The sequence below is a fragment of the Pygmaiobacter massiliensis genome (genome assembly GCF_900199435.1).
Lineage (GTDB): Bacteria > Bacillota > Clostridia > Oscillospirales > Ruminococcaceae > Pygmaiobacter > Pygmaiobacter massiliensis.
This window is the reverse complement of sequence record NZ_OAML01000003.1, coordinates 788235-801882: the sequence shown is the minus strand read 5'-3', so window position 1 is coordinate 801882 and position 13648 is coordinate 788235. Positions and strand designations below refer to the sequence as shown.

Here is a 13648-nt window from a genome sequence, read left to right as displayed (position 1 = left end):
TTTATGAAACTTGTGAAACAAGTTGGTGCTACGCTGCTTGCGGGCGCCATGGCGTTCAGCTTAGTCGGTTGCGGGTCATCTGCGGCACCGGCAAGTTCTGCTGCAAGCGCCGCGCAGTCTGCGGTGGCTGCGGCATCCAACGTCCTAAATGTTATGGTAGAGGTCGAGGTTGCCAGCCTGGACCCGCAGATTGCTACCGATGGAACCAGCTTTGAGGTGATTGCGGATTACACCGATGGCCTAATGCAGATGGATGCTAACGGGAAAGCCGTCCCTGCAATTGCCGAAAGCTGCGACGTCAGCGAAGATGGCCTTACTTACACCTTCCACCTGCGTAAAGACGCAAACTGGTCCAACGGCGAAGCCGTAACCGCAGATGACTTTGTTTTCGGCTGGCAGCGCGCAGCAGACCCTGCAACCGCCTCCGAATACTCTTACATGCTCAGTGATATTGGCCAGATTAAAAACGCCGCCGCTATTATTGCTGGCGAAAAACCCGTTACTGACCTGGGCGTTAAAGCTGTAGATGAAAAAACGCTTGAGGTAACGCTTGAAGTGCCGGTCTCCTACTTCTTGGGGCTGATGTACTTCCCTACTTTCTACCCGATTAATCGCAGCTTTTATGAAGGCCTTGCCACCGGCACCTTCGGTACCAGCCCGGAGACTGTGCTGAGCAACGGCGCTTTCAAGGTAGAAAGCTACGAGCCCGCTGCACTTTCGTTCAGCCTGGTCAAAAACCCGGATTACTACGATGCTGCAAAAGTCAGCCTGGATGGTCTGAACTATCAGGTCATCAAAGACAGCCAGCAGGCATTTATGAGCTACCAGAACGGCGATCTTGATATCGTCAAACTTTCGGGCGATCAGGTTGACCAGGTTGATGGTGATCCCGAGCTGAAAGTGGTTGGCGCAGGCTACCTGTGGTACCTCACTATGAACGGCCATGACGTACCGGCACTGGCAAACGCCAATATGCGCCTTGCACTGAGCAATGCAGTCAACCGCGCTTCCATTGTTGAAGACGTTGTAAAAGACGGCTCTGTTGCAACTTACACCGCTGTACCGCCTCAGTTTGCAACCGGCCCGGACGGCTCTGACTTCAGCGCAGACCAGACCCGCTTTGCAGAGGTTTGCTCTGACGATGCAGAAAAAGCCGCTGCTTACTACAAAAAAGCCTGCGAAGAACTTGGGCAGGACAGCTTTACCTTTGAGCTTTTGCTGGAGGACCAGACCGAAACCCAGAACGTTGCCGCAGTGCTGAAAGAGCAGATTGAAGGCGCATTGCCCGGTGTTTCCATCAACCTCAAAGTAGAGCCGAAAAAACAGCGTGTTGAGGATATCCAGAACGGCGTTTATGAAGTTTGCCTCACCCGTTGGGGACCCGACTATGCCGACCCGATGACCTACCTTGGCATGTGGATTACCGACAACAACAATAACTACGGCCTGTGGAGCAGCAAAGACTACGATGCAATTATCGCAGATTGCACCACCGGTGCCTACATTACCGATGCGGAAGCCCGCTGGGCTGCCCTGTACGATGCTGAAAAGATCGTCATGGATGAAGCTGTTATTGCACCGCTTTACACCAAAGCAGATGCAAACATGATCAAGGCCAACATCAAAGGCATCGAATTCCACCCGGTCGCTTTGAACCGCGTGTACAAAAATGCCACCAAAGGCTAAATAAGGCAGCAGGCTCTTTATTAGAAGGTTCTGCTTCACCAATGGCGCGCAGCGGCTTTTTTGCAAGGCTGCTGCGCGCTTTTTGGTATCTAAAAGAATAAAAAATACAATGGAAGCGAAGGAAAGGGGGATACCTTCACCATGCATAAATACATTTTAAAGCGCATTTTCCTTTCGGTTTTTACCCTGCTTGCAATTACGTTGGTGCTTTTTACCCTGTTGCAGTTTATGCCCGGCTCGCCTTTTAACGACGAAAAGCTCACCGATGACCAGCGCACTGTGCTAAATGCCAAATACGGCCTTGATCAGCCCGTATATGTGCAGTTTGGCAAGTACGTCAGCAATATGGTCCAGGGGGATTTTGGCGTAAGCTATAACATCAGTAAAAACACACCTATCAGTCAACTGATTCAAACCCGCTTGCCCGTCAGCATCCGTATCGGAGGCATGGCAGTAGGGCTAGGAGCAATTGTAGGACTTATCTTTGGCGTGATTGCCGCACTTAACCACAATACTTTTTGGGATACGCTGTGTACCGCGGTATCGGTGCTCGGTGTATCGGTACCAAGCTATGTTTTCGCACTTGCATTAAGCTACACGTTCGGTTTTCGGCTAAGCTGGTTGCCAATGCTATATTCCAGCAAAGCAGAGTTTGCCAGCAGCGTTATGCCAAGCATTGCGCTTGGTATGTTCACTATGGCCTCCATCGCCCGCTTTACCCGCACCGAAATGCTCGAGGTGCTGGGCAGCGACTATATGCTGCTTGCCGAAAGCAAGGGCATCAGCGGCGCCCCGCTGATTTTGCGCCACGCACTGCGCAACGCGATGATTCCCATTATCACTGTTCTTGCCCCGCTCATCGTAGATTTGATGACCGGCAGCCTGGTGGTAGAAAAAATCTTCTCGATACCTGGTGTTGGCAGCCTGCTCGTTACTGCCATTCAGTCCAACGATTATAACGTTGTTATCTCACTCAGTTTTATTTACAGTGCCATGTACATCGGCATTATGCTGGTGGTCGATTTGCTATACGGGCTGATTGACCCACGTATTCGCATCACAAAGGAGGGTGGCAACGCATGAGCGAACTTTCTGTTTCTCACCCCCTTACCGGTGATGCTTTTTTGCCCGATGATTTTGAGCTGCGCGGCAGCACACCCGCGGAGGTAGATAGCAATTTTGCAAGCCAGAACTATTGGAAAGATGTTTTTAAGCGCTTTGTAAGCAACAAAGGCGCGATTGTTTCACTGGTCGTGATTCTGCTGCTTTGCCTACTGGCGGCGTTTGGCCCTAAAATGACCGGCTATACTTACGCCACCCAAACCTTGAGCGAAAAGAATTTTGCCCCCCGTGTGCCCGGGCTTGAAAAGTTTGGTATTTTCGATGGCAACGAAGCGTTGCGCACCACCAGCGGTGTAAAAATCATCAACGGCTACACGCAAAAAGGGCTCACTGACACCTACTACTGGTTCGGCTCTGACACGCTCGGCCGCGACATTTGGACCCGTGTATGGGAGGGCACCCGCATTTCTTTAAGCATTGCGGTGCTCGCCGCTGTCATTGACATGATCATCGGCATGAGCTATGGACTCATCAGCGGCTACTTCGGCGGCCGGGTAGACAATATTATGCAGCGCATCGCCGAAATCATCAACGGCATCCCGCGACTGGTGGTAGTTACCCTGCTGATGCTCGTGCTGCCGCGCGGCTTTGCCACGATTGTTTTTGCGTTACTGATTACCGAGTGGATTGGCATGAGCCGCATTGCCCGTGCCGAAATGCTTAAACTGAAAGAGCAGGAGTTTGTTTTGGCAAGCCGCACTTTGGGTGCCAAAGATTTCACCATCATCTTCCGCGAAATTCTGCCCAACATCATTGGCCAAATCATCACCCAGCTCATGTTCAGCATCCCCACCGCTATTTTCACCGAGGCTTTTCTTAGCTTTGTCGGTCTTGGCATTCCGGTACCGATGTGCAGCCTGGGCAGTTTGATCAGCGACGCGTTTAACAGCTTCACCACCCACCCTTATCAAATCATCCCGCCCATTGTGGTGCTTGCCTGCCTGATGCTTTGCTTTAATATGCTGGCAGACGGCCTGCGGGAAGCATTTGACCCGAAACTGAAAGAAATGTGAGGTGACGGCTATGACAACGAAAACCAGAGAAAAAGTGCTTGAAATTCGTGACCTTTCCATTTCTTTTTCAACCACAGCCGGCACCGTAAACGCCATACGCGGTGTAGATATGGACCTTTACCGCGGCGAAACACTGGCGATTGTGGGTGAGAGCGGCAGCGGCAAGTCTGTCACCGCAAAAGCAACGATGGGTATTCTTGCAAAAAACGGCAACGTAGAAAGCGGCAGTATCCTTTATACCTACCAGCATGAAGGCGCCCCCAAAACAGTACAGATTCTCGAAATGAAAAAACGAGATATGCGCCGCCATATCAACGGCAAGCGAATTGCGATGATTTTCCAGGATCCGATGACTAGCCTTGACCCCACTATGCCGATTGGCAAACAGATTATGGAGGGCATGATTTGGCACTATAAAACGACGAAAAAAGAAGCCTACGAAAAAGCCGTAGAGCTTTTGACCGAGGTTGGCATTGATGAGCCGGAAAAACGCATGAAGCAGTACCCACATCAGCTTTCGGGCGGTATGCGTCAGCGTGTTGTAATTGCCATTGCCCTTGCCTGCGACCCCGAACTGCTGATTTGCGACGAGCCGACCACTGCGCTGGATGTGACGATTCAAGCAAAAATACTTGAGCTAATTCAAAAAATCCAGCAAGAGCGCGGCATCAGTGTCATCTATATCACCCACGACCTCGGCGTTGTGGCAAAGGTAGCAGACTACGTGAATGTTATGTATGCCGGGCGCATTGTAGAAAAAGGCACCATTGATGAAATTTTTCTTGACCCGCGCCACCCTTACACTTGGGGTTTGCTTTCTGCTATGCCGGACCTTGATATGGAAGACGACCGGCTTTATACAATTCCCGGCTCGCCGCCCAACCTGCTGCACCCCGTACAGGGCGATGCATTTTCACCGCGCAACGTTTATGCGCTAAACATAGACGACCGACGCGAGCCGCCCATGTTCCAAATCAGCGAAAGCCACTATGCCGCCACCTGGCTGCTGGATGAGCACGCGCCCAAAGTAGCATTACCACCGGAGTTACAGGTTCGCATTGACCGGATGAAAAAGGAGGGCGTACGATGACAGCTACCGAGACACGCACACCTCTTTTGGAGGTACGCGGGCTAAAACAATACTTTAAAACCAGCCATAAATTTACCGTTCGGGCCGTAGACGGGGTAGATTTCGTTATCTACCCCGGCGAAACTTATGGTCTTGTTGGAGAATCCGGCAGTGGCAAAAGCACCATTGGTCGCAGCCTGATTCGGCTTTACGACCCAACCGCAGGCAAAATCATCTTTGATGGCACTGAAATTTCCGGCAGACTTTCTGCTAAACAAAACGATGTGCTGCGCACCCAAATGCAGATGATCTTCCAGGACCCTATGGCCTGCCTGAATCCCCGCAAAAAAGTAGAGGATATTATTGCACAGGGCCTGGATATTCACCACCTGTGCAAAAACCACGAAGAGCGTAGCCAAAAGGTGGCCGAGATTTTGGCCAAAGTAGGGCTTTCGCCTGAGCATGCCTCCCGCTATCCGCATCAGTTTTCGGGTGGACAGCGGCAGCGCGTTGGCATCGCCCGCGCCCTTATTATGAACCCCAAGCTGATTATTGCAGATGAATGCATCAGCGCGCTGGACGTTTCAATTCAGGCGCAGGTGGTTAACCTGATGAAAGATCTGCAAAAGGAAACCGGCACAGCCTATCTTTTCATTGCACATGATCTTTCTATGGTGAAATACATCTCGGACCGCATTGGCGTTTTGCACCTAGGGCATCTTGTAGAAACCGGCACCACTGCCGAAATTTTTGCAAACCCCATTCACCCTTACACACGCAGTTTGTTGTCTGCTATTCCGCACCCTAACCCGCGCACCGAGCGTACCCGTGTGGCGCAGACTTACGATTACAAAGCCGAAGGGGTAGATTATCACCTTGGCACTCAGCATCTCGTAGAGGGCAGCCATTATGTGCTGGCGACCGATGCCGAGTTGGCAAAATGGACCGCCGCGGTAAATTAGCAGGCCGGTGCGTTGCCTTCCCCCGGTGATGCCCTGTTTGATTTGCTGCAAATATGAGAGCCTGCCCGCTGCGGGCACTTTGTAGAGCTTGTTTCCCCTGCTCTGCATGACAAAAATCTCTGGAACATACTGTGTTTCGGAGATTTTTGTTGTTTTTCGACCGCTTATTCCTATTTGTATACTTTTTCAGCTTTAATCAATAAGTTTTATAGAGGGAAACAGTAAATAGAAAAATGGAATTTCTTTGGCTTTTTACCCATAAAATACAAAAATGGAAAATAAAAAAATATTTGGTTTAAACTTCCAAGAGCCGTCCATAATAAGGCCAGATCCTCATCCTTTCATCCCCCACTTCCGGCACCCGCAGCTTCCCCCCCTAAAATTTTCAGCAAGGTTTCGTCTTGCCTGCTGACCTGCAGGGCTGCGTGTGCTACATAACATAGCATGGCTCACAAAGCGGTTCGACACCGCGAGCCACCACAAAGGAGTTGCTTTCAAATGCAGACTGATCGCTGTACCCCGCTTTCTCGTGCTGAAGCTGAAGGTCTTTCTCATGGGCCTTACTACGCAGGTGCCTACCTGTTTTGCGACACCAGGCGAAACAAACGCTACGTACGTATTCCGTTTGTTTCGTATGATCGCCACGACCCCAATGATTCCAGCACACGCGAAGGGTGGGACAATTACCTTTATAAAATGGCGACCGATGCCGTAACACTGGAGCTGGGCCGTACCCCAAGCGATGAGGAGGTGCGCAGCTGGTTAAACGCCAACCAAGAGATGGCGCAAAAACAGCTGCAGCAAGGTGAGTGATTATTGCTGCTCTCCTCTTCCAACTACAAAATTCAAATTCTACAAAGTACGTCTGTAAAGGCAGTTCCCCTCACTGCTTTTTTGGGTGTGCCAAAGGGTTCCGTTTTGTGCGGATACCCGTTTATCAAGTAAAAAACCGCAGCTGCCTCATCAAGCAGTTGCGGTTTTTTCTTTTTCTCTTCTGTGGCAGATCAAATATGGATGTTCACGCCGTTGACCTCTACGCCCTCGTTGGCACAGATTAAAATATACTTGGTTCCGTTAATCACGCGCGTTTCAATCAAATCGCTGCGCTCGGGGCTAACTTTGATAATAATATCCGGTGTGCGCAGCTGAAACTGCCGGTTGTCGATAATATTTTTAGGGCTCAGCTCAATGTCAGCGCCGAACTCTGTGTCAAACCGCTCTTCAAAGGCGGCGATATGCTCTGATGTTACCCCGCAATTTTCCAGTACCTCGGTCATCTCTCGTTTAGAGAATGCCATCGGAACAGCATCTTTGTTTGCTTTGTGTTCTTCGATACGCTCTGTCAGCTGCTCGTGCACGGCTTGTACAACTTCAAGGCTGCACTCTTCCGCCAGAGTATCCGCCAGCACGCTTTGAAACGTTTCTTTCTGCACTTCCGCCGGGGGCGGCAGCTCTACGTTAAAGATGGCATCGGTAAACTCGGTGTAGCTCTCTGCCGTGTCCTTAGTGTAGTAAAGCGCATTATAGATGTTGGTGCTGCGGTCGTCAAAAGTCGGGAACATAAAGCCCAGCTCCGGCGCTGCTACCAGCCATCCGCCCTCTCGGTTATGGAATTCGTTTTTCGAAATAGAATAGCTCAGTGCTGCTTTGCCCAGTTTTACCGGGCAGATGCTGCAAAGCATATATGTAAACATTTCGTTGGAGGCATCGGCCATACCTGCATCATCTTTTCCGCGGTAAGGCACATCATAGCTATCTAAAGCAACCAAAATGAGATAATTACCCTCAAAGTGCAATGCCTCGATTACCCGCTGATAAAATGCCTGCAAAGCCGTTTCGTCTTTCAAGCCGCTTTTTTTCAAGTCCATCAGCAGCCTGTGCTCTTCGCTGTCTGCCACTTGTGCCGTGCGGAATGAAACATCCAGCAAATTTTTATTCAGTGTGCCCGAGAGTGTTTTCTTCAGCAGGCTAAGATAAGTTTCTGTTTCGTCCTGCGGCATCAGCGATACTGACTCGTCAAAAACAGAAATAACCTCTTTTTTCTCGTTGACATAGCAGCCATAAATGTGAGAGATGTTGTGTTTTTCCGGCCGCAGGCGGCGGCGGATCTCTGAAATTTCTTTTTCGTTCATAGTATCCTCTTTTACCATCTTGAAATTTGCGCCACCCCTGCTTTTACTGCCAGGTGGTAAGTAAACCGCAATAGTTGCATTATAGCATACAAGCCTTTGGGTTGGTATCAAAAAAAGCAGCATGGACAGAAAAAAATATTTTTCTGCCCATGCTGGGGCTATCGCTTTTCTTTTTCGAGAAAAATATCCGCTTAATTTCGACATTATTCTTTATTTTTTGTTTTATTTCCGTGCCCCCCTTGTTTTTCAATGTTCTGCACTGTTCGCCTATGTTTTCACGCACCTTTAACGCTGTTGCATAAACTATAAATGAAAGTGAGGTGACTTTTACAATGAAACACAAATTTCTACCGGTGCTGCTTTGCTGCCTTTTGTTGCTGTGTGGCACCGGTATACAAACGTTTGCCCTGGGGGCCGAATCTAGCACAATTTACAATGGCGTGGACGTAAGCCAGTATCAAGGTGACATCGATTTTGCACAGGTAAAAGGCGCAGGGTTTAAGGTAGTGTACATTCGTGCCGGGTGGGGTGATAACAACACCGATCCGTATTTTGAGCAAAACTATAAAAAGGCTTCGGCTGCTGGTATGCAGATTGGTTTTTATTATTACGTTACCGCAACTACTGTAGAAGAAGCCAAATCTCAGGCACAATATTTTGGCAGCTTACTTGCTCATAAAAACTACGATGGGCACCCGGCGATGGACTTTGAAGAGTTTGGCAACCTTTCTGTCGCTGAAATTCAAACGATTGGCCTTGCTTTTTTACAAGAATTGCAAGCGGCAACCAACGTGGTACCGATGATTTATACCGATGCCTCAAACGCCACCGACCTCTGGGGAGATGCATTTGCTGATTATCCGCTCTGGATTGCCGATTATACTGGCAACGCTCTGCCGGATAACCCTGTTTGGGATGCTTGGACTGCCTACCAGTATGGGCAGAGCAATACCGTAAACGGTATTGGAGATGAAGTTGACGTGGATTATTTCTCTGAGGGAACATTTTTGTCTGATGATGAGATTAAATCAGTGAATCAGCAACGTATCACTGCCGGCGTGACTTCCGTGATCCACGTAATCCGTCCAGGTGAATCTTTCTGGGCTATCGCGACACAATATGGCATTAACCCATATTTTCTTGCCGCTACCAACAGCCTGTGCATTTTCCAAGTCATCCACCCCGGGCAACCACTGGAAGTCTACTTAGAGGAAGAGCCGGGCGTTAACGTTGTGTCTTACATAGTACAGCGTGGAGATACCCTCTGGGCTTTAAGCCGCAAATACAAGGTATGCATCCCCAATATTGCCGGATACAATAATATTGCCAACCCCAATTTGATTTTTGTGGATCAGCAGCTCACAATTCCTATTAATCCGCGCGGCTAATTTGTCCAGTGTATTGTTCGGTGCAACCATTTCTCCTTTATATTACATTATAATATAGGAAAAGCTAAAAAAGGTGCTGCAATTATGCAGCACCTTTTTTAATGTGAGAAAGTTTTAGGCCTCTTGTGAACCATCCGCAGTGACATCCAAGGCAAGCTGTGTAAGCAATGCCGCACCACGCCATAAAATGTCCTCATCCACATGGAACTTCGAGTTATGTAATGGGTAGGAAGTTTCGCCTTCTATGCCGGTTCCCAGCCACAGAAAAGCGCCGGGCTTCTCATTCAGATAAAAAGCAAAGTCCTCGGCACACATTGATGGCATCTCGTGGCTGTGGATTGCCTGTTTGCCAAACAACTTTTCCACCGTTTCGCGAGCCTGCTCTGTCATCTGCGCGTCGTTCACGACAGCCATATAGCCGCGCTCGTAATTCAGCGTGCCTTTGGCGCCGTAGATAGCACAAATGCCATCAAGTGTTTTTTGCAGCTGTGCTTCAATGAAATCCCGCACCTCGTTGTTGAGGGTGCGGCAGGTTCCTTCCAGCTCACAGGTTTCGGCTACAATGTTGTATCGGGTGCCCGCAGTAAATTTGCCTACCGTAATTACGGCAGACTGCAGCGGGTCGGTACAGCGGCTGATGATGGTTTGCACTGCGTTTATAAACTGTGCACCTACCACCACAGCATCAATGCCTTCGTCCGGCTTGGCTGCATGGCTGGCACGGCCCTGTATCGTCACCGAAAAGTGATCCGACGCCGCCATGAGCGGGCCGGCGATACAGCCTACCTCACCATGTGGCAGGTCGGGCCAAACGTGAAAGCCAAATACGGCATCCGCGTCGCCAAGTGCACCCGCGGCAATCATTGCGCGGGAACCGCCATTTGGCGAAAGCTCCTCTGCCGGTTGAAAGATAAGCCGTACTGTGCCGCACAGCTGCGCCTGCTGGCCAGCCAGCAAATGTGCGGCCCCCAGCAGTGCCGTGGTGTGAATGTCATGCCCACAAGCATGCATCACACCCGGGTTTTGCGATTTGTACGGCACATCGTTTTCTTCTGTGATTTGCAGCGCGTCCATATCGGCGCGCAATGCCACCGTTTTGCCGGGTTTTGCCCCCTGCAGCACAGCAACTACGCCATGGCCACCCATCTGCTCGGTCACCTGCCAGCCCGGGATGGTGCGCAATTCTGCGGCTACCCTAGCTGCGGTTTCTTTCTCCTGTCCGGATACTTCCGGATGACTGTGGAAAGCATGCCGCAGCTCTATAAGATGATCGTTCAAACTTTTTGCTGTTTCTGCAATCATGGTTTTGTCCTTACTATAAAATTATTTTGCGTTGCTATTGGGTTTAATTTCGGACGGGATGGGGCATTCATAAGCTTTTCCGTCGGTGCTCTTGATAAACTCTTCGCGTGCAGCTTGTGCGATGCTCGGGTCGTCTACGATTTTCTTTGCCGCATCTGTGAGTACATCCGCCGCATAAAGCATGCCTTTTACGGCAATTTCAGATTTGCCCTGCGCAACCATCTGCCATGAGTGTGCGGGGGTGCCCGGCGTATAGCACGCTGCTATAAACTGGGCAGTAGGCACTACGTGGCTGGCGTCGCCCACATCCGAAGAACCAGGAATGTTGATTTCGAGATGCCGATGCTCCAGCACAAAATCAACCATGGGCTTTGCGGCATACCGCGCGATTGCCTGTTTTTTCTCCTGCCCTTGAAGCATCATTAGCGAAAGGTCGCCTGCAACATCCTGTTCGCTTACCGTTGCTTTAAACTGCTCTGCGTAAGCCAACTCTTCTTCGGTATACCGCGGCATGGGGATTTGAATCATGCTGTCGTAAAGAAGCTGCTCCAGCACGCTGTTAGAGATGATATTGGAGCACGCTTTGTCAAAAACAATTTCCACCTGGGTTTCGGTCATCAATGCCGCACCGCGTGCAACATTACAAACGCGTTCATACAGTTTTTTCACCTTCTCGGTTTCTGTAGAACGCACGAGGTAAAGCACCTCTGCATGGTTTTGCACCACATTGGGTGAGCTGCCGCCGGTATCGGTGACTGCATAATGAATACGATCGGTTGACTCCATATGCTCACGCATATAGTTGACGCCCACATTCATCAGTTCCACCGCATCCAGCGCGCTGCGCCCCAAATGGGGAGCAGCGGCCGCGTGCGAGGAAGTGCCTTTGAAACGGAAGTAGGCTTGGCAGTTGGCCTGCAGCGAACCCGTCATTACGGCATTGCCACTGCCGGGGTGCCAGGTAAGTGCCACGTCGAGTCCGTCAAAAGCACCTGCTCTTGCAAGATATGCTTTGCCGGAGCCGCCTTCTTCTGCCGGGCAGCCGACGAGTACCACAGTGCCGGGCTTTCCGGTTTCCTGCAAATAATCCCGGAGCTGCAAAGCAGCACCAAGGGCAGCAGTGCCCAGCAGATTGTGTCCGCAGCCATGCCCGCAGGTGACACCTGCTCGGGGCATCCGCATCGCAACATTGGCCTGCTGGCTTAAACCAGAAAGCGCATCGTACTCTGCGAGAAACCCGATAACCGGTTTTCCGCTGCCCCATTTTGCAAGGTAGGCAGTTTCCATGCCTGCAATCCCCTGCTCTACGCTAAAGCCCTGCTGAAAAAGCAGTTTTGCCATAGCGTTGGCAGAGCGATGCTCTGAGAATTTGATTTCTGCGCTGTCCCAGATTTCAGCATTTAACTGGGTTAAAATTTCGCTATACTTTTCCATTTGCTCCTACGCCTTTTGCTGTACTATTTCCTGTAAAGGATTTGCCAAAGCAGACACGGCTAGCGATACCGCCCGCTGCGAGGCAAACGATGCCAAGCACCAGTGCAATGACCGCGGCCATACCTGCACCGAGATTAATCGGCAGGTTGATAAACATGTTCAACAGTGCAAAGTAGATAACACTGGTAACCGTGTATGAGAGCGAGTAGTTTGCGAGTGCCGGACTCTCAAGTTCGGGGTCGCAGATGCGAAGCAGCAAAACGCCGGTGAGGAATACGCCGGTGCTCATGCCCAGGGTGCCAATCATCTGCTCAAACCAGTAGCCTTTGAGGAAACGTTTGCAGAAGAAAAAGAGAACGCCGGTGGTTACAATGTAGCCAAGCACAACCATGATAAGAATCGGCACAATGTAAGCAGCAACTGCTTTGATGGGCAAGCTGGCGATTGCAGCGATAACGGCAAACTCAGTAAACGCGCTGGAAACTTTGCTCTTTACTTTGCCGTCTACCAGATAATCAATTTTGAGTTTGCACATGATGCCCCAGATGATGAACATGACAATCATGCCGTAAGCCCAAACAGAAATGCTGGACAGGACGGGGATACTGAATGCTTTTGCTGCTTTCAGTACCATGTAGGCAAGGCCGCAAGCAACAAAGATAAGTGCAGAGTGGAATGCAAAGGTATCGATGGAAGAAGACATTGTGGTCTCACGGCCGCAAGATGCCTGCTTTGTAATGTCTTTTTCGAAACCGACACGCAGAGGTTCGGGGATATCAGCCGGTTTTTTCAGCAGTGCGGTGTGGCCGTGACGTGCTGCCCAGTTGATAAGAGCGATACCAATCAGAATGCCGCCAACGATGCCGAAGGTTGCAGTGGTGGTAGCAACGCCCTGTGCAGTCTCCCAGTAAGGCAGGTTCATCTCCGAGAGCATATTGCCCAGTGTACCGGCAGTGCCGTGGCCACCTACGAAGCCAATGCCCAGCTCGATACCAAAGGTGTCATACAGACCTTCGCCGCCGAACCCTGCGTGAACACCGTAGCCTACTGCAAACTGAAGAATAGAAACCCCAAGGCCAACGCCAATCAGGGGAATGATATTTTTCATTATGCTTGCATTTTCGCCGCCGGCAGATTTGCCGCCGCCAATGCGCAAGCCGAGGGGAACCGCTGCAACAACGGGTACAATCAGTACGCCCGGCAGCAGCGAGTAAACAGAGAACCATTCACTCGGTACGGGAAGTACGTTAAAGCACTGGGGACCAAGAATCAGTAATAAAAAGCCGCCAATTACGGACGCAGGGATAAAAGTTTTCTGAAAAACCTTTACCTTAGCTCGCAAAAACACACCAATAAGCAAAAATGCGCCTAAAAGCCCGAGGCTTTTCAGCAAATCTGTAAGTAACGCGCTGGTCATATGAAATTCCTCCTCATTTATTAAAGGACACATTTTATTCAAGTCCTTTATTGTGTTTTTACAGTAGCATATTTATCTACTAATTGTCAATGCTTTTAGGATTTTTTTGTAACTTTTTTGACC

Annotated in this window: 11 protein-coding genes; 7 read left to right on the top strand and 4 right to left on the bottom strand. The window is 50.2% G+C overall.

Annotated elements, in window-relative coordinates; genetic code table 11:
• Positions 1 to 3: 3 nt before the first annotated feature.
• The 6 genes from C1A11_RS08335 (at position 4) to C1A11_RS08310 (ending at position 6665) form a co-directional block, all read left to right on the top strand.
• Complete coding sequence (locus C1A11_RS08335) at positions 4 to 1686, top strand: peptide ABC transporter substrate-binding protein (protein ID WP_102050021.1); 1683 nt, start codon at positions 4 to 6, stop codon at positions 1684 to 1686.
• Between the two features lie 141 nt (positions 1687 to 1827).
• The gene (locus C1A11_RS08330) at positions 1828 to 2769 is read left to right on the top strand and encodes an ABC transporter permease (protein WP_102050020.1); all 942 of its coding nucleotides are present in this window, start codon (positions 1828 to 1830) and stop codon (positions 2767 to 2769) included.
• Positions 2766 to 3821: an ABC transporter permease gene (locus tag C1A11_RS08325; protein ID WP_102050019.1), complete on the top strand. Its 1056-nt coding sequence runs from the start codon at positions 2766 to 2768 to the stop codon at positions 3819 to 3821. The genes C1A11_RS08330 and C1A11_RS08325 overlap by 4 nt, the downstream gene beginning before the upstream one ends.
• A 10-nt stretch (positions 3822 to 3831) precedes the next feature.
• Entirely contained in the window at positions 3832 to 4911 is a 1080-nt protein-coding gene (locus C1A11_RS08320; protein WP_102051042.1) for an ABC transporter ATP-binding protein, read from the top strand.
• A complete protein-coding gene (locus C1A11_RS08315; protein WP_102050018.1) occupies positions 4908 to 5852 on the top strand; it encodes an ABC transporter ATP-binding protein in 945 nt (314 codons plus the stop codon). The genes C1A11_RS08320 and C1A11_RS08315 overlap by 4 nt, the downstream gene beginning before the upstream one ends.
• 498 nt (positions 5853 to 6350) lie before the next feature.
• Positions 6351 to 6665: a hypothetical protein gene (locus tag C1A11_RS08310; RefSeq protein ID WP_102050017.1), complete on the top strand. Its 315-nt coding sequence runs from the start codon at positions 6351 to 6353 to the stop codon at positions 6663 to 6665.
• 191 nt (positions 6666 to 6856) lie between these two features.
• Here C1A11_RS08310 and C1A11_RS08305 read toward each other — a convergent pair whose 3' ends face one another.
• On the bottom strand, positions 6857 to 7984 hold the full coding sequence (locus C1A11_RS08305) for a DUF4317 domain-containing protein (protein ID WP_102050016.1): 1128 nt from the start codon (positions 7982 to 7984) through the stop codon (positions 6857 to 6859).
• A 332-nt stretch (positions 7985 to 8316) separates the two neighbouring features.
• Here C1A11_RS08305 and C1A11_RS08300 point away from each other — a divergent pair, with 332 nt between their 5' ends.
• On the top strand, positions 8317 to 9372 hold the full coding sequence (locus tag C1A11_RS08300; RefSeq protein WP_102050015.1) for a GH25 family lysozyme: 1056 nt from the start codon (positions 8317 to 8319) through the stop codon (positions 9370 to 9372).
• A gap of 114 nt (positions 9373 to 9486) precedes the next feature.
• Here the strand turns inward: C1A11_RS08300 and C1A11_RS08295 are convergent, their stop codons facing one another.
• Genes C1A11_RS08295 through C1A11_RS08285 form a run of 3 tightly spaced genes read right to left on the bottom strand, consistent with a single transcriptional unit; the run spans position 9487 to position 13525 of the window.
• The gene (locus tag C1A11_RS08295; RefSeq protein WP_102050014.1) at positions 9487 to 10674 is read right to left on the bottom strand and encodes a M20 metallopeptidase family protein; all 1188 of its coding nucleotides are present in this window, start codon (positions 10672 to 10674) and stop codon (positions 9487 to 9489) included.
• 21 nt (positions 10675 to 10695) lie between these two features.
• Entirely contained in the window at positions 10696 to 12108 is a 1413-nt protein-coding gene (locus C1A11_RS08290) for an amidohydrolase (protein WP_102050013.1), read from the bottom strand.
• Positions 12095 to 13525 carry a sodium/glutamate symporter gene (locus tag C1A11_RS08285; RefSeq protein WP_102050012.1) on the bottom strand — a complete coding sequence of 477 codons (1431 nt, stop codon included), beginning with the start codon at positions 13523 to 13525 and terminating at the stop codon, positions 12095 to 12097. The genes C1A11_RS08290 and C1A11_RS08285 overlap by 14 nt, the downstream gene beginning before the upstream one ends.
• Positions 13526 to 13648 lie beyond the last annotated feature (123 nt).